Origin of the sequence: Rhizobium sp. BK289, assembly GCF_014193575.1 — a bacterium.
Taxonomy (GTDB): Bacteria; Pseudomonadota; Alphaproteobacteria; order Rhizobiales; family Rhizobiaceae; genus Rhizobium; species Rhizobium tropici_C.
On the sequence record NZ_JACHZO010000001.1, the window covers coordinates 791,592 to 807,974 of the forward strand.

Sequence of the window (16,383 nt, forward strand, 5' to 3'; positions counted from 1 at the left end):
AAATATTTTCCGAAAATATTTTTTGAGATTCCTCTGAATTTCGCCATCGGCCGTTCGTCATGCAGCTACAACAAGGTAATTTCCGAAACATCGGAACTTACAGACACAAGAAAGTCAGCATAAGCGGCAAGTTAAACTCAATGTCTATTTCAAGACATTGTTATGCATACGCTATTGTATTCAGAATGGCCGGATATGTATTCAGAAATATTGACGGAGAGCGGCGAAGAAATGACCATTCATAATCGGAATGCCAAGGCAATGAATGACTCCGATTACCTCGCAAAATGCTCGCTGTCACCGACGCAATCGCGCATCTGGCTTCTGTCCGAGACGGGTAACGAAGCCGTCTATGGCCGGCAAATACTCGCCGTCACCTTCCCTCCAATCTCTCTCGTTTTGGCGCATCAGGCTCTTGCAATGCTTTCGCGCCAGCATCCCCTCATCACATCGGAATTCGAGGCTCGGCCGGGCGGCACCGTTCAGCAGATCCTGAGGAACGATCGCACGGTCGATATCATCGAGACGGAACTGACTACCGGTGGCGATCTGAACGCGGCGCTGACCGCAGTCGCGACCACCGAACAGGCCCGCCCGATCGATCTGACGAAAGGCAATCCGGCGCGCTTCATTCTCGCCGTGCAGAACGGCCAGGCGGTTGGTGCCGTATTTTCGCTGCATGCCATCCTTGCCGATGCGGTGACGCTGGATTTGCTGGCAACGGATTTCCTTTGCTATATCGACAGCGGCCGGCCGGCCGGCATCGCCGAAACCACATTGGCCGACGCAGCATCGTGGATGACCGGCAATGGCGCACCGCGCAATCCGCCACCGGAGCTGATCGACTTCTGGTTCCAGCGGCTGACAGGGCAGGAGAATATCGCATCGCTGCCGCCACAGACGTCGACGGGGAAGAATATAGTCGACGAGGCGTGGTTCGAGCATCTGCTTGAAGTGCCTGTGACGGGGCGGCTTATCCGGACGCCGGCCACCGCAGAAATCTCCCGAGATCTTCTCGCCGCGCTCGCGATCGCCCTTCGCCGGCATTCGGGCTACGGCACGCAAAGGATCGGCCTCGTCACTCGGCCGGAAAGTCAGACGGTCGCAGCACGCAGTGAGGATGTGCTGATCCTCACGACAGACCTCAACGGCGCCATGACGCTTCACGAGGTCCGTAAGGCATTTGCAGAGGAAATCGAGACCGCCGCCCAACAGGCCCTGCCCTTCGAAGCGCTTGCCGATGCCCTGCTGCGCCGGGATGAGCTGTTCGACACGACCGGCCTCGTCAAGACGCTTCTCGATGTGCGACCTGCCCTGCGCTTCATGAAAGCAACGCCCGATGGCATGGCAAGCCACAGCGTCATGGAGCCCCGGGCGCGCCGCGACGCCGAACTGGTCATCACCGTTTCCCCGGCACACAGTGGAACGTTGCGCATCGGCTTCGGTTTCGATCCGCAAAAGCATGACCGAGAGCAAATCCTCCGCTTTGCCGACGATCTCGCCATCGCGCTAGTGCGGCTGAACACCAGTCCGGACGAGCAGATCAAGCATGTTCCGTTCGTTTCGCCTGAAGAACTGGACAAGCTCTCGGCGCCCTATCCCGACGCGCCGGAACCGGACGATGGCACGCCGATCCATGAGGTCATCTCCGCGCAGGCGAAACGACGACCGAATGCCTTCGCCGTGGCCCAGGGCGAAAAATCGGTAACGCATGGTGAGCTCGAGGCAGCCTCCAATCGGCTGGCCCACCGCCTGATGGCGCTGGGTATAGGCCCAGAGAAGCGCGTCGCCATCGCACTCGAGAAGTCCATCGACGCCATCATCGCCATTCTGGCCGTTCTGAAGTCGGGCGGGGCATTCACACCGGTCGAGCCCGATCACCCGGAAGCGCGCAATCGTCATATTCTGACGGCGCCGGGGCTCTCGCTGGTCATTTCGCGCGCTCGCCATATCGCAAACCTTCCAAGCGACATTGCGACCCCCTTCCTCAATCTCGACGCCGTCGACCTTTCCTCGGAAGGCAGCGAGGCGCCTGCTACCGTCATTGCGCCACAGCAGCTTGCCTACGTGATCTACACCTCGGGCTCGACAGGTGTGCCGAAGGGCGTCGTGGTCGAGCATGGCCCGCTGGCGCATCATTGCAAGGCGACCCTGCGCATCTACGAGATGAGCGAGGAGTCCTGCGAATATCCCGTTCTTCCCTTTACCTCCGACGGCGGTCATGAGCGCTGGATGGTGCCGCTGATGGCGGGCGGCGGGGTGGTGCTGACACCAGACAAGCTTGCCACGCCCGAAGATGCCTTCGCGATGATGAAGCGCCATGGCGTCAACAATGCCAGCCTGCCCACGAGCTATGTACGCGGCCTTGCCGAATATGCCGGCGAGAACAGCGAGATACCCCGACTGCGGCTCTATTCCTTCGGCGGTGAAGCCTTGTCGCAGGCGGTGTTCGACATGATCACCGAGAACCTGAAGGCACAGCTGCTGATCAACGGCTATGGTCCGACCGAAACGATCATGACGCCGATGATCTGGAAGATCCCTGCTGGAACCCGCTTCGAGGGGACTGTCGCACCGATCGGGCGCGGCGTCGGCCATCGTCGCATCTATGTGCTCGATGCCGATCTTGCGCCCGTTCCGGTCGGCGTGATCGGTGAGATCTATATCGGCGGCAGCGGCCTGGCACGCGGCTATCTCGGTCAGCCGGAGCTGACGGCGGAACGCTTCATTCCGGATCCTTTCACACCGGGCGGACGACTGTACAAATCCGGCGACCTCGGCCGCTGGCGGGAAGACGGCATCGTCGAATTCGCCGGCCGCGTCGATCATCAGATCAAATTGCGGGGCTTCCGCATCGAGCCGGGCGAGATCGAAGCCGTGCTGCGCTCTGACCAGCGTGTCGCAGAGGCCGTCATCCTGCTGCACAATGAAGGCGGTCGCAGCTCGCTTGTCGCCTATGTGGTGCCGCGCGAAGGCGAAAGCTTGAGCGTGACGGAGCTGCGACGTACCGCCATGACGGCCCTGCCCGATTATATGGTGCCGCAAACGATCATGCTGATCGACAAGCTGCCGATGGGACCGAACAGCAAGCTGGACCGCGCCGCCCTGCCGACACCGCGCATCGAACGCGAGATGGCGCTACCTGCCAATGACAAGGAAAAGGCGATCCTCGACACCTGGAAGGAAATCCTCGACATCGGCGACATCGGGGTTACGGAGAATTTCTTCGATATTGGCGGCCAATCGCTGGCAGCCGTGCGCATCGTCTCGCGCCTGAAGATGCGCCATCCCGAATGGCCGCTGACGATCGCCGATATGTTCAATCATCCCACCGTGCGCGATCTTGCGCTCGCGATCGATGGCAATCGCGACGAGGCCGGCGTCGACGTGGTCTATCTTCGGCGAAATGGTGACCGGCCGGTGCTTTATTGCTTCCCGGGGCTTCTCGTCAGCACGCGCGAATATATGCGCCTCGTCGACTACCTCGGCCCGGAACAACCCGCAACGGGGTTCATCTGCTACTCGCTGACCGAGACCAAGACGCTGAGCACCCGCGTCGAAGATATCACGGCGCGCTACGCCGAGGCTGTGCGCAGGAAAGCCAAAGGTCGCCCCTGCGCCTTTCTCGGCTGGTCGTGGGGCGGACTGCTCGCCTATGAGGCCGCGCGTCAGCTCGGCAATGACATCGACCTGCGCATGATCGGCATGGTCGATGTCTGCGACATGGACGAGGAATTCACCGTCGGCATCATGCCGCGCTTCGAAGACGGTATTCGCGATCGCACCCATGCTGCCGTGCAGAGCTGGCTTGCCACCACACCGATGCGCGAGGACTGGAAGAGGCTTTTCGCCGCCATGAACGAGGAGGTTTACGAACAGTTCCTCCACCATGTCGTCAAGCATAATGTCAAACTGCCGACGGACGGTCCCGATATCGGTTCCGAGGAGCATACGTTCTGGATCCTCATCGACAATGCGATGATCTTCCGAAACTATCGCCTTCAGCAATCCGATTTCCGCATCCACGCGTTTGCGGCTGAGGATTCCCTTACACGCGCCCTCAATGTCATCGACTGGCGGCGCTATTCGCAAAACGCCACGGCCTCGGAGATCGTCACCGGCACAAACCACCTGACGATCATCGGCAAGACGCCCTTTCACCAGCGATTTGCGCGACGGCTCGATCACGCTTTTGCACCCGCGCCCCTTCCTGCGGGCATCATCAAGTAATCCCTCTCTCGATATCGTTCTGGAGCTGCATCATGACATCGCACGTGCTCGACCTCGCCGGGGCCGGAATTGGTCCGTTCAACCTCAGCCTCGCCGCCCAGCTCGACTCCGTCCCGGAACTCGCGGTCCGCTTCTTCGAGCGGCGCCCATCCTTCGCTTGGCATCCGGGGATGATGCTGCCGGGCGCCGAGATGCAGACGTCCATCCTCAAGGATCTGGTGACCGCGACCAATCCGACAAGCCCCTGGAGCTTTCTCTCCTATCTTGTTGCTCATAAACGCTTTTATCAGTTTCTTAATGCAGAATACGAAGCCGTTCCGCGCAAGGAATTCGCCGATTATCTTGGATGGGTGGCACGCGGACTGACCTCGCTTCGCTTCGGCGCAAGCGTGCGCGAAGTCCATGCCAATGATGGCTTCTTTTCCATCACGACCGACGATGACGCCATCGGCGCCCGCAATCTTTCCGTCGGCGTCGGCAAGGTCCCGGCTCGTCCAGCCTGGGCCGAGCAGCTATCGAGATCCATGACCTTCCACAGCAGCGAAGCGACGCAGCGCCTCGGCGACGTGAAGGCTCCGCGTGTCGCCGTTATTGGCGGCGGCCAGAGTGGGGCCGAGATCCTCGATGCCCTTCTGGATCTGAATGCCGTTTCGACGTTTCACTGGATCAGCCGCCGGCCGAATTTCGAGCCGCTCGATGCCACGCCCTTTACCAATGAACTGTTCACGCCTGGCTATATGGAACGCTTCCATGGGCTGCCCGAGGAGCTACGCCTCACTCATACGCGCCGGCAGGTGCTGGCGAGCGACGGCGTTTCCGCCTCCACATTGAAAAAGCTCTATCGCCGCCTCTATGAGCGCAAGCTCGATACCGCAGGCGGCGCGGATCATGGCATCTCTCTGCGTCCCTTCCGAAACGTCGTCGCGGCCGAGCAGGATGGCCCCGAAATACGGCTGACCATGCGCAACGGCTTCGACGACAGTATCGAAACGCTTGTTGTCGATATGATCGTCCTTGCGACCGGCTATCGCTTCGTGCTTCCGGAATTTCTGCACTCGCTCGAAAACCGCATCGAACTGAGCTCCATCGGCGAGCCGGTGCTGGAAAGCGACTTCTCGCTGGCATGGGACGGCCCGCGTGAAAACCGCATTTTCGTTCTCAATGCCGGCCGCCATAGCCACGGCATCGCGGAACCGCAGCTCAGCCTGGCTGCGTGGCGCAGCGCCGTCATCGCCAATACCCTTCTCGGCCGTCAGCATTTCAATATCGGCCAGCTCGATCCTATCGTTCAGTGGGAAACGAAGGGGCATTCGTCGGAAATCGCCTCTCATATGGGACAGGCGGCAGAATAAAGTGCCTCCCCTCCGAGAGAGAGAAAGCGTCGCGCAGGTCGAGCTTCACAGCCTGCATCTGCGCGACCGAGTTGATGTCCCGGACTGGATATTAAGTGAACAGGAAAGACACCGAGCGGCGGCATTCCGATCGGCCGAAGCGCGGCGTCTTTTTGTTGCCGGACGGTTCCTTTGTCGCCGCATCCTCGGCGATCTGCTCGGCTGCGCGCCACAGGCGCTCTCCATTGCGATTACACAGTCGGGCAGGCCCTACCTGTCCGATTTTTCCGATATCGACTTCAATATTTCGCATGTGCGGGACCGAGTGGCTCTCGCGATCTGTCGCGGCGGCCTGATCGGCATCGATATCGAACGCGTCGATGCATTTTCGGAAGAGGAGGCCGGCGAAATCATGCCGATGATCCTTTCCGAATACGAGTTCGATCAAGTTCGTCAGTTGGACGGGCAATATCGCCGCGATGCTCTTCTCGCCCGCTGGGTTCAGAAGGAGGCTGCCCTGAAATGCCTTGGCCGGGGCTTCCTCGCCGACCCGCGATGCGTGACGCTCTCACCCGATTATGCAACTTTTGGCAGCAAAAGCCAGCTATCAAGCGAGCCGATTTTCATCAATTCCGGCCGGGTCGGCGACGGAGAAATTGGGGATTTCCAATGGGCAATCGCGACATCGAGGCTCGTGACAGAGCCGCAATGGCGGCATCACATAAACGGGATTTCCTTATAGATCGCATTGGAAAGTTGAAATAGAATCAGGCGCATACGCCATGATTTAGGAGATGCTGCACTTTTCCACTCCGCTATCTTGACTATCATTGTCATGTTTTATAGGTTCCCTCTCAAAAAGAGGGGCACACAGAAATGCAACTTTGGATTTCAGCGAGAGCCCGACATGATTGCCAACCATTCGCAGTCGACTTCCAATGAGCAACTCCAAACAGCACTTCACGCCTACCCGAAACTTCTCTCCGTCGCGCGCAGGATCACGGGCTCCATGACCACGGCCGAGGATGTCGTGCAGGAGGTTCTCCTGCAGCTGGTCTCAAAGCCGCTGGGAGAAGACATAGCGGCGCCTGCGTCCTATGTGATGCGCATGGTGCGCAATCTGGCCACCGATTATATGCGGCGGCAGCAATATGAACGCGGCCTGTTCGTCGAGGAAGAGGTCGGGGGCAATACCTCGGCCTATGGAAGCCCTGAAGAACATCTCCATGAGGCCCAAGCCTACAAGGCCTTTCGCTGCACGGTCGAAGCCATGCCTGCCAGAACCCGCAAGTTCTACGAGGAGCACTATTTCGACGACATTCCCCAGAACATCATCGCCAAGGAGGCAGGCGTATCCTGCGCCCTCGTCTGCGGCCTTCTGCGGGAGGCGCATTCGCGTTGCCTTGCCGCCATCTCGCTTGAAGCCGATCATGATTGTGCCGCCACCAGCAACCACCGCCGCCACCGATCCGCACGGGTTCGGGAAATGCGCGCCTGATGGGAATACACCGCCATCTTCTGCCAACAACGCTCAACCGACAGGTAAGGAAAAGTAGATGCAGGAAGCTATCGAGATAACCGAATCCAAAGGTGCCATCTGTCGTGACATCATGTCGGAGCTTACGGAGTGGTTCACCGACCCCAATGTCGTCGAAGCCTGCGCAGGAGCTGTGGAAACCCTGCCGATGTTCGGCTGCGTCGAGACAGACACCGTCTCCGGTTTCGTTTCGTTGCGTGCGCATCCGCCGGCTGCCATGGAGATCCTGGTGATTGCGACGCGACGCCAATACCATCGCAGCGGCGTCGGCAAGCGATTGCTGGCGGCAGCCGAGACATTCGCGCGATCTTCCGATTGCAAGCTCTTGACGGTGAAGACGCTTGCGCCGCGCGGCAGAGACGAACCGCAATATGAAAAGACACGCGCCTTTTATGACAGGAACGGCTTCATCCGCGCCGAAATATTCCCGACGCTCTGGCGCGAGAGCGATCCATGTCTTTTCTTCGTCAAACCATTGATTCCAATCAATTAACTAAACCGCCCCAGCGGCAGTCGACATGTCAGCGAGCCGCCGGGCTTCAGCAGGAACGATAATGAAAGACGAAACTAGCGCCCGAAACGATCAGCGTCATGCAACGGTTTTCAAGACGGAAGGCCTGCGTTTCGAGGTCGATGGCAAAACCATTCTTCACCCGCTCGATATCAGCTTCAATGCCGGCGAGATTTCCGGTCTGATCGGTCACAACGGCTCGGGCAAATCCACGCTGATCAAGTTGCTGGCCCGGCAGATCCAGCCGACGGGCGGCCGCATTCTATTCGACGGCGTAGCCGCCGGCTCCTACGACATGCGTGCTTTCGCGCGCGCCGTCGCCTATCTGCCGCAGGACACCACATCGGCTGCCGGCATGAAGGTCGAGGAGCTTGTCGCCTGCGGGCGCTATCCCTGGCACGGAGCGCTCGGCCGTTTCAGCGATCGCGACCGGGAAAAGGTGGAGACGGCAATGAAGCTGACGCATGTCGATACGCTTGCGGGGCGGATGGTGGATACACTCTCCGGCGGCGAGCGCCAGCGCGTCTGGATCGCGATGCTGGTCGCCCAGGATAGCCGCTGCCTGCTGCTGGACGAGCCGACCTCGGCGCTCGACATCGCCCATCAGATGGAAATTCTCGGGCTTGTGCGGGAGCTTTGCCGGACGAAGGAATTGAGCGTTATTCTCGTCCTGCACGACATCAATGTCGCGGCGCATTTCTGCGATCATCTTCATGCGTTGAAGCAAGGACGCCTGATTGCCGCGGGGCCTTCGCCAAGCCTCATGAAAGCCGAGACACTGCATACGATCTATGGCACCAATATGGGCGTCACGGCCCACCCCGTGCATGGAACGCCGCTCGCCTATGTCATCTGAACGTCGCTTCGAGACTCTGGCATTATCCCGTCGCGCGTTGTTTCTTGCCGCCGCTGCACTTTGTGCCGTTCCGCGGGCGGGAATGGCGGCCGAAGCGATATCAGGCCCGATCGTCTCTCTGGATTATGGTCTGGCCTCGACACTGCTTGCGCTCGGCGTCACACCGGCCGCTATCGCCTCGCTTGCCGATTGGAATACTTGGGTCGTCGAGCCGAAAATGCCTGATGGCGTCATCGACCTCGGCACCACCAGCGAGATCAATCTCGAGGTCCTCGCCAGTATCAAGCCGGCACTGATCCTGACGACGCCCTATCTCGCCCCCCTGAAGCCGCGGCTGGAAGCGATCGCGCCGGTCATGGAACTGACGATCTATGCCGAGGGCGGCGAGGCACTGCAGCGCTCCATCACGGCGACGCGATTGCTTGCCGACGCCATCGGCCGTCGGCCACAAGCAGAAGATTTCCTCGCCCGGTCCGAGCAATTCTTCGACGATTGCGCAAACCGGGTGAAGAAGCTCAACCCGCCGCCTCTGGCGCTGATCAATTTCGTCGACCAGCGCCACGCCCGCATCTATTGCGGCGACGGCCTCTACCAGAACGTCATGACCAGGATCGGCCTGAAGAATGCATGGACCGGACCGGGAGACTATTGGGGCTTTGAAGCGATCGGCCTGGAGCAATTGGCAACGCTCGACCAAAGCCTGAGGCTGATCGCATTCGAGCCGCTGCTTCCGCCCAACGTGCTCGACAACCTGCAGGATAGTCCGCTGTGGACCAGCCTCCCCTTTGTGCGTGCTGGGCGCGTCTCGGTGCTGCCAGGCACCTTGATGTTCGGCATGGTGCAGGAAGCGGAGCGTTTCGCGCGTATCCTGCTCGATCATCTGGAAACATTCGCATGACCCGCATCGAAGCGAACAATATCCTCGGCGCTCCGGCTGTGGCGCTGACACTGCTGGCGCTCGCCGGACTCCTTTCCTGGCATCAGCTGGCACCTGATCTCGCACGGCTGACCGAGCAGGAAGCAGGTAATGATCCGCAGCGTCTGCTGCTGCTCTATTCGACGCTGCCGAGAATCGCGACGGCGTTGCTGGCCGGCGCCGCGCTTTCGCTGTCGGGAAGCCTGTTGCAGCAGGTGCTGCGCAATCCGCTGGCCTCCCCCTCGACGCTCGGCATTTCCGCGGGTGCCAATCTCGCGCTCGTCACCGTCATGCTCGCCTTTCCCGCTCTGCAGGGCCTCAGCCGCGATGCTGTCGCCCTGTTCGGGAGTACTGCCGCCGCGGCTATTGTTTTTCTCATCGGCGCGAGACGCGGCTTCTCGCCCTTGGCACTCGTCCTTGCCGGACTGATCGTCGGCGTCTGGAGCGGCGCACTGGCCGCCATTCTCGTCTTGATGAACGATCGCTATCTCTCCGGCCTCTTCATCTGGGGCGCCGGATCGCTGGCACAGCAAAGCTGGACCATTCCGCTGTCTCTCCTCCCGAAAATCGCTGTCCTCTCCGGAGCTGCCCTGTTGATGGCGCAACCGCTGTCACTCATGGAGCTCGGCGATAGCGGCGCTAGCGGACTTGGCCTGTCGGTGAAGCGCACGCGCATCGCCGCCGTCTGCATTGCGATCGCGCTTGCCGCTATCGTCACCAGCGCGGTCGGCGTCATCGGCTTCATCGGTTTGATCGCGCCGCGGATCGCCCAGCTTGCCGGCGCCCGGCAGATGAAGAGCCAGCTCGTTTGGTCCCCCCTCATCGGAGCCGGCCTATTGCTGTTGACGGATGAAGCACTGGTGCTCCTTTCCGGGGCATCCTCGACCTTCCTTCCGACAGGCGCCATCACAGCCCTGCTCGGCGCGCCGCTGCTGCTTCTGATGCTGCCGCGCCTGAAGACAGTGCAGCGCAACATTGCGCATCCATCGCAGGATGCGAACCATGCCATTCGAACATCGAAAGCGCTGCTGGTTGCTTCAGTTCCGGCGCTCGTCCTTCTGCTGGCCGGTGCGGTCTTCTTCGGGCGCGCACCGGACGGTGCATGGACTCTCCTCACCTATATGCATTGGCCCGACGTGCTGCCCTATCGGCTGCCGCGCATCGCCGGTGCTTTTGCGGCCGGCACGATGCTGGGCGTGGTCGGCACTATCCTGCAGCGGCTGAGCGGCAACGAGATGGCAAGCCCCGAGGTGCTGGGCATTTCCGCGGGCGCCACCTTGGGCGTCACTGCCGCGCTCTTTCTCCTGCCAGCTCCTGGCATTGCCGCGCAACTCGGCTTCGGCGGTATCGGCGCTTTCACCGTTCTCGTTGCCATTTTCCTTTTCGGCATCCGATCCGGTTTCGCACCCGAGCGTGTCCTTTTAACGGGGATCGCGCTCGGAGCCATGCTCGATGCCTTCATCAGCGTGCTCGCCGCAGGCGGCGATCCACGTGCGATGATCGTCATGCAATGGATGAGCGGATCGACTTATCTTGTCGACACGCCAAAGGCAATTTCCGCAACTGCGGCTGCGATAATGGGCCTTGCGCTTGCCTTCCTCGCCCATCGCTGGCTCGATCTGCTGCCGCTCGGGCCGCAGGCAGCACAAGCGATCGGTATCCGCGTCAATCTCGCCCGCGCTAGCCTCTTTGCGCTGGCAGCAACCATGACCGCCGCCGCCACCCTCGTCCTCGGCCCCTTAAGCTTCATCGGCCTCATGGGCCCGCATCTGGCGCGCGAGCTCGGATTGCGCCGCGCCACACCCCAACTCGCCGGCGCCGCCCTTGCCGGCGGCGGCCTCACGGTGCTTGCAGACTGGTTCGGCAGAATGATCGCATTTCCCTATCAAATGCCCGCCGGCCTCATCTCGGCACTCGTGGGGGCGCCGCTGCTGCTGGTGATGCTGATGAAGCGATCAAAATGATCGCTTCATTCTTTAAATTCGATCCAACTCACATGTAAGCTTTGTAAGATCTCAACGATGGTATGACCTTCTGTAGAAGCTATGCCATTGTCCAACGCAACCGATTTGCAAGTTGAAAGCTGGCTGCAATCCCGCTTAGAGAGGCGCCGGAAAACTCCAACCACGTTGGCGCAGAAAGCCGACCTTGGCTGAGTTATCAATCTGTTCCGCCTCATCCTTGCCCAGTCCAGAGCCGGTGGAGCACGGCGAAAAAGGACAGTGGATGCTCAAAATCTTGGCCGCTTCTATAGAATGCAGTTAGCAGTAAGCGACAAATCTCGCCGAATTGGTAGGTACATCAGGCGCCGCGAAAAAACGCGCGCCTATTACGCAACGTTACCACCTGTACCTCAACGACGCCGTGACGTTTCTCCCCTGGCCGAGATAGCAATAACCCTCATTGCAAACCGTCAGGCGGCGATTGACGATGTTGCGGAGGTCGACGGAGGCGGTCAGGCCTTTGTATTTCTGGTCGATTGCGCCGAAGTCGTAGGAGAGTGCTGCGTCCAGATAGAAGCTTGCGTCGTTCTTGGCGGTGTTGGCAGTGCTGGTATAGGTCTCGCCGGTGTAGCGGACACCGGCGCCGACGGTGAGGCCCTTTGCTGCCGAATCTTCCTGGAAGGTATAGTTCGACCACAGGCTGGCGATGCTCTTGGGCGTCACTGCGGGCGCATTGCCGGCATCGTCACCACGGGTGATTTCGGAATGGTTGTATGAGTAGGCGGCAATCACATCCCAGCCGTCGCTGATAGTCGTCTTGGCTTCCAGCTCGATGCCCTTGTTGGTCACCTCGCCGAGCGAGGCATAGATGCCCGTTAGCGGATCGACCAGAACGGGCTTGTTCTTCTCGGCGAGATGATAGGCGACGGCCGAGAGCAGAATGTCGGTGCCTGGCGGCTGGTATTTCACGCCCAGTTCATACTGTTCGCCCTTGGTCGGATCGAGGATGCTGCCCGATGCGGATCGCTGGGTAACCGGGTTGAAGGAGGTCGAATAGCTGGTGAAGGGCGCAATGCCGTTGTCGAAGAGATAGAGGGCGCCGGCCTGGTACGAAAATGCATTCTTGTCGAGGCGGTCACCAGTGGTCGTATCAGTGGAGACGATAGTGGTGTCGGTCGACTGCTTGACCCATGTCTGGCGCCCGCCGAGCGTGAAGCGCCACTTGTCGACTTCGATCTGATCCATGGCGTAGGCGCCGAACTGCTGCAGGCTGCCATCGACCCGGCTGAGATTATAGGCCGGCGTCGGACCCGATACTCCGTAGGTAGGGTTGTTGATATCGAAGTCATAGGCGGGGCTGGTCGTTCCATCCATCCCATATGCGAACGAATCGTTCATGCGGGTATAGTCGAGACCGAACAGCATGGTATGGGCAGCAGGGCCGGTATCGAATTTGGATTCAAGCTGGTTGTCGACCTGGAAGACATTCATCTTGTCGCCGATCGCGGTCGCGCCGCGCTGCGCAACGTCGCCGATCCAGCTGTAAGTGCTGAGATAACGCGACTTCAGATCAAGATGCGAGAAGCGAAGGTTCTGACGGAAGGTGAAGCCGCCATCGAATTCGTGCTCGAACTGATAGCCGACCTGCTGCTGCTGAGTCTTTTGATAGTCATAGTCCGGATCGCTGTCGCGGAGATTGAGAACATTACCGTCCGGACCGGTCAGTGCGCCGACATTGGCGTCGGTCTCGGTGGACTGCGCTGATCCATAGACCGTAAATTTCGTCGCATCGTCAGGCTTCCAGGTGAAGGAAGGTTGGATGAAATAGCGGTCGTCGGCGATATCGAAATTGGTGTCGCCCTTTCGCGCCAGGCCGACGATCCGGTACAGCATGGTGTCGTCATCCTTGCTGACCGGCCCGCCGAAATCGAACATCGTCTGGGCGCGATCCGACGTTCCCCAGAGAACCCCGACCTCCCTGATCGTTTCTTCCGTCGGCAGCTTCGAGATCTTGTTGACGATACCACCAGGCGATCCGGCGCCATAGAGCACCGATACCGGCCCCTTGATCACTTCAACCCGATCGAGCGCATAGGAATCGGTTCGGAACATCCCGTAATTCATGTAGGGCTGCCGCAATCCGTCGCGGTAGTCGCCATTAGTGGTGACGTCGTTACCGCGAATATAGATCTGGTCAAAACGCGGATCGAAGCCGTACGAGCCGGTCTGGACGCCGGCAGAATAGCGAACCGCTTCGATGATATCCTGCGCGCCTCGTTCTTCCATCTCCTTTTTGGTTATGACCGAAACGGAGCGTGGCGTTTCAACCAGAGGCGTACTGATCTTGGTGGCGCCTTGGCTTTTCTTTGCCGCTATCGTCGTATTGTCGCTTGCATCGCTCGACTGACCGCTGACGACGATCGGCGCTAGCTTGGTCGCGTTGCCGCTGTCCGCATTGGAATCCTGCGCAAAGGCATTTCCGCCCAGCGCAAGCGCAGTGGCAAGTGCTGTAGCACTGCCCGTAAGGTGGAATCTCCGACGCGTCAAGTTATTGATATAATTATACGATCCCTGCTTCATATTCCCTTTTCGCCTGCCCGTTCCTGAAAAAAGATGGCGCAAACTAGTTCGCGGGTGCAGCCGGCGTCAAGAATACATGAGTTATTAAGTCATCTTTTTTTCTGAATTCCGAATCCTTGTTGCAAAATGGCCTGCCTGGTCCACGGCCGGCAGAAAATGCACAACCATAATTTGCATTGCCACTTCATTTGAGTGGCTTGTCAGATTGCGTCTCCGATAATATGAGGGATAAAATCATCTTTTCGTCGGGACGCCGCGCAATTCGATGTTCCAAATATTCGGTCAGCCGGAGAAATCATGTCCGAACCGTCATTACCTGAAACAGCCGGTGTCCAGGCACCCGTTACGCTTGGCGGCTGCACGTTTGCCGATCTGACGTTTGAGAATGCCGATCAGCCGCACAGGATTTTTCTTTATCGCCCCAGCAAGCCGGCGCCGCCGGAGGGATGGCCGGTCCTCTATCTGACGGATGGCAACGCCTGCTTTGCCACCTCCGTCGATGCGCTGAAGGTGCAGGCGAGCTACCCGAATGGGACCAATGTCGGCGAAGGCGTCATCGTCGCCATCGGCTATCCCACGGACGAGCCGTATGATCCGCTTCGCCGCTCCTGGGATCTAAGCCCACCGCCGGGCCGGGTTTATCCACCATTTTTTCCAGACACACCCGACGTGAGGACAGGCGGAGGGAAGCATTTCCTGACGCTGATCGAAAACGAACTGAAACCCTGGGTCGAAGAGCAGGTTCCGATCGACCGATCGCGTCAGATACTTTTCGGCCATTCATTCGGTGGCCTTTTCGTGCTCTACGCGCTGATGACGAAACCAACTGCTTTCAGCAGCTGGATTTCGGCAAGCCCCGCGATCTACTGGGAAGACGCTGCCATTCTTTCGACCGAGAGTGCATTCCTAGATAAGTATCACGACGCTATCGATATCGAACTGCACCTCTCCGCCGGCCAGTATGAAGGCGAGACTCTTGCGCCCTTCCACAAGGGTACGCCGGAAGAACAAAAGCGGTTGGAACGCGCAAAGGACACGCGCACGGTGGAACTCGCCCGCGAGATGGCGCACAGATGGGCTAAGCTGACCTCATCCACAGGAGCTATAAGCTTTGAGGAATACGCCGGAGAGAACCATATGTCGGTGCTTCCGGTCGCTTTGAACCGGGCTGTACAGATCGCATTTCGCAGGATGAAATAGTTAGAAAATTCATCCGCTTGCCACTTGCGGCTTCACCGCATTCTTCAGCAACGTCGCCTGCTCGCGTAGCCGGCGCGACAGGCGTATTCGGCGCGGATTTCCCGTCATTTCGGAGAGTCGATCAAGCAAAATTAACCCCTGGTTAACCATAATCACCTTTCTTTGCTATATTGAATACAAGGGCTTGATTCTAAAGAGCGTCGCGCAATTTGCGATGAATGCGACCACACACGATTGCCGCGATCCCGAGATGCATTTTTCAAAAGCGATAGCGTTGATAATATTGGCTTGCCTCGGTGCCGGATGCACGACAACCGGCCAGGTTCGCCAGTCGATCGGCGTGGAAACCATTGCCGCCGACAAGGCGCTGGCCTTTCCGCCTCCGGGCGGACCGGCGATTGTCAATGTGGTGGAGCGCAGGCGCGCGAAAGATGTCGAGCAGACAATCTCGCTCTACACCTCATCTTCAGTTCCCGGCCAGAATTTTCTCAAGGTTCAGTTTCTCGGCATAACCGGCTCGAATCCCGGGCTCGGGAGCAGGCCCTTCGAGACGGTCAGCGAGGGCGCGATCGCGCGTGAAATGGCGGCTGCAATCCCCGGCGTGCGGCTCTCTCGCTCGGCGATATTCGTCCAGAACAGCTACGGTCCCTTTGGCTATGCCTCCGGCCAAAGCAGGGCCGGCGATACCTGTCTCTATGCCTGGCAGCAGGTGAAGGCCGGCTTTGCCCCCTCGCAGGAGCAACGCAATTTCGGCATGGTGCAGGTGCGCATCCGGCTCTGCGACGCCCATGCGACCGAACGCCAGCTCTTGAGCACCGTCTATGGCTATACGATCGCCGGCCATTTTGCCGGTGCCGCGTTGAACCCCTTCGGCGGGCCGCGCGGAGCCGATGCAGTTCTGGGCAAGCCGGGCGAACTGGTCTATCCCGATGCGACGACCTATCGTGCGGCGCCGATCGGCATCGGCTACCAGAACCGCCCCGCACCAGCGCGCACCGTTGTCATCCGCCGCCCGGCCGCGGTGCAGCCGCAGCCGCCGGTCCAGCCAACCCTGCCGCCAATGATCGGACCGCGGGTACCCTTGCCCGACGGACAAGGTGTGCCGCCACAGACGAATGGTGCAAGCGGGCCAACCTCGATCGGGCAGCCGCCGTCAATCAATACGGCAAGCAATATCGTCGTGCCTTTACCCGACTGTAACGGAGAAGCTGGCATATCCCAGGAGTGCCGCTAGCAGGCGGAACGGCTTAGGGACGCCAGGATGGCGTCTGGCAATACC

The 16,383-nt window shown here is 59.7% G+C and carries 11 protein-coding genes; 10 read left to right on the plus strand and 1 reads right to left on the minus strand.

Translation table 11 applies throughout. From position 1 onward, the window contains the following. Window positions 1-231: 231 nt before the first annotated feature. From FHT84_RS03605 to fhuB, 8 genes are all read left to right on the plus strand, one after another. Window positions 232-4,230, plus strand: a complete 3,999-nt coding sequence (locus FHT84_RS03605; RefSeq protein WP_112345110.1) for a non-ribosomal peptide synthetase — start codon at window positions 232-234, stop codon at window positions 4,228-4,230. A gap of 32 nt (window positions 4,231-4,262) precedes the next feature. Then, entirely contained in the window at window positions 4,263-5,582 is a 1,320-nt protein-coding gene (locus FHT84_RS03610; RefSeq protein ID WP_113250286.1) for a lysine N(6)-hydroxylase/L-ornithine N(5)-oxygenase family protein, read from the plus strand. Window position 5,583: 1 nt separating this feature from the next. Next, a complete protein-coding gene (locus FHT84_RS03615) occupies window positions 5,584-6,303 on the plus strand; it encodes a 4'-phosphopantetheinyl transferase superfamily protein (protein ID WP_112345111.1) in 720 nt (239 codons plus the stop codon). A gap of 165 nt (window positions 6,304-6,468) precedes the next feature. Continuing rightward, the gene (locus FHT84_RS03620) at window positions 6,469-7,059 is read left to right on the plus strand and encodes a sigma-70 family RNA polymerase sigma factor (protein WP_112345112.1); all 591 of its coding nucleotides are present in this window, start codon (window positions 6,469-6,471) and stop codon (window positions 7,057-7,059) included. A 58-nt stretch (window positions 7,060-7,117) separates the two neighbouring features. Beyond that, window positions 7,118-7,591 (plus strand): GNAT family N-acetyltransferase, encoded by a 474-nt coding sequence (locus FHT84_RS03625; RefSeq protein ID WP_112345113.1) that lies wholly within the window; start codon window positions 7,118-7,120, stop codon window positions 7,589-7,591. Between the two features lie 61 nt (window positions 7,592-7,652). Next, window positions 7,653-8,465, plus strand: a complete 813-nt coding sequence (locus FHT84_RS03630; protein ID WP_112345114.1) for an ATP-binding cassette domain-containing protein — start codon at window positions 7,653-7,655, stop codon at window positions 8,463-8,465. After that, window positions 8,455-9,363, plus strand: a complete 909-nt coding sequence (locus FHT84_RS03635) for an iron-siderophore ABC transporter substrate-binding protein (protein WP_112345115.1) — start codon at window positions 8,455-8,457, stop codon at window positions 9,361-9,363. The genes FHT84_RS03630 and FHT84_RS03635 overlap by 11 nt, the downstream gene beginning before the upstream one ends. Further along, window positions 9,360-11,345 (plus strand): Fe(3+)-hydroxamate ABC transporter permease FhuB, encoded by a 1,986-nt coding sequence (gene fhuB / locus FHT84_RS03640; RefSeq protein ID WP_112345116.1) that lies wholly within the window; start codon window positions 9,360-9,362, stop codon window positions 11,343-11,345. Before FHT84_RS03635 ends, fhuB begins: the two co-directional genes overlap by 4 nt. A 375-nt stretch (window positions 11,346-11,720) precedes the next feature. Here fhuB and FHT84_RS03645 read toward each other — a convergent pair whose 3' ends face one another. Next, window positions 11,721-13,904: a TonB-dependent siderophore receptor gene (locus FHT84_RS03645; protein ID WP_183760823.1), complete on the minus strand. Its 2,184-nt coding sequence runs from the start codon at window positions 13,902-13,904 to the stop codon at window positions 11,721-11,723. A gap of 297 nt (window positions 13,905-14,201) precedes the next feature. Between FHT84_RS03645 and FHT84_RS03650 the strand changes: the two genes are divergently transcribed. Together FHT84_RS03650 and bcsN are read left to right on the plus strand one after the other, a co-directional pair. After that, complete coding sequence (locus FHT84_RS03650) at window positions 14,202-15,104, plus strand: alpha/beta hydrolase-fold protein (protein ID WP_112345118.1); 903 nt, start codon at window positions 14,202-14,204, stop codon at window positions 15,102-15,104. Between the two features lie 250 nt (window positions 15,105-15,354). Then, window positions 15,355-16,338: a cellulose biosynthesis protein BcsN gene (gene bcsN, locus FHT84_RS03655; protein WP_112345226.1), complete on the plus strand. Its 984-nt coding sequence runs from the start codon at window positions 15,355-15,357 to the stop codon at window positions 16,336-16,338. The last annotated feature ends 45 nt before the right edge of the window (window positions 16,339-16,383 follow it).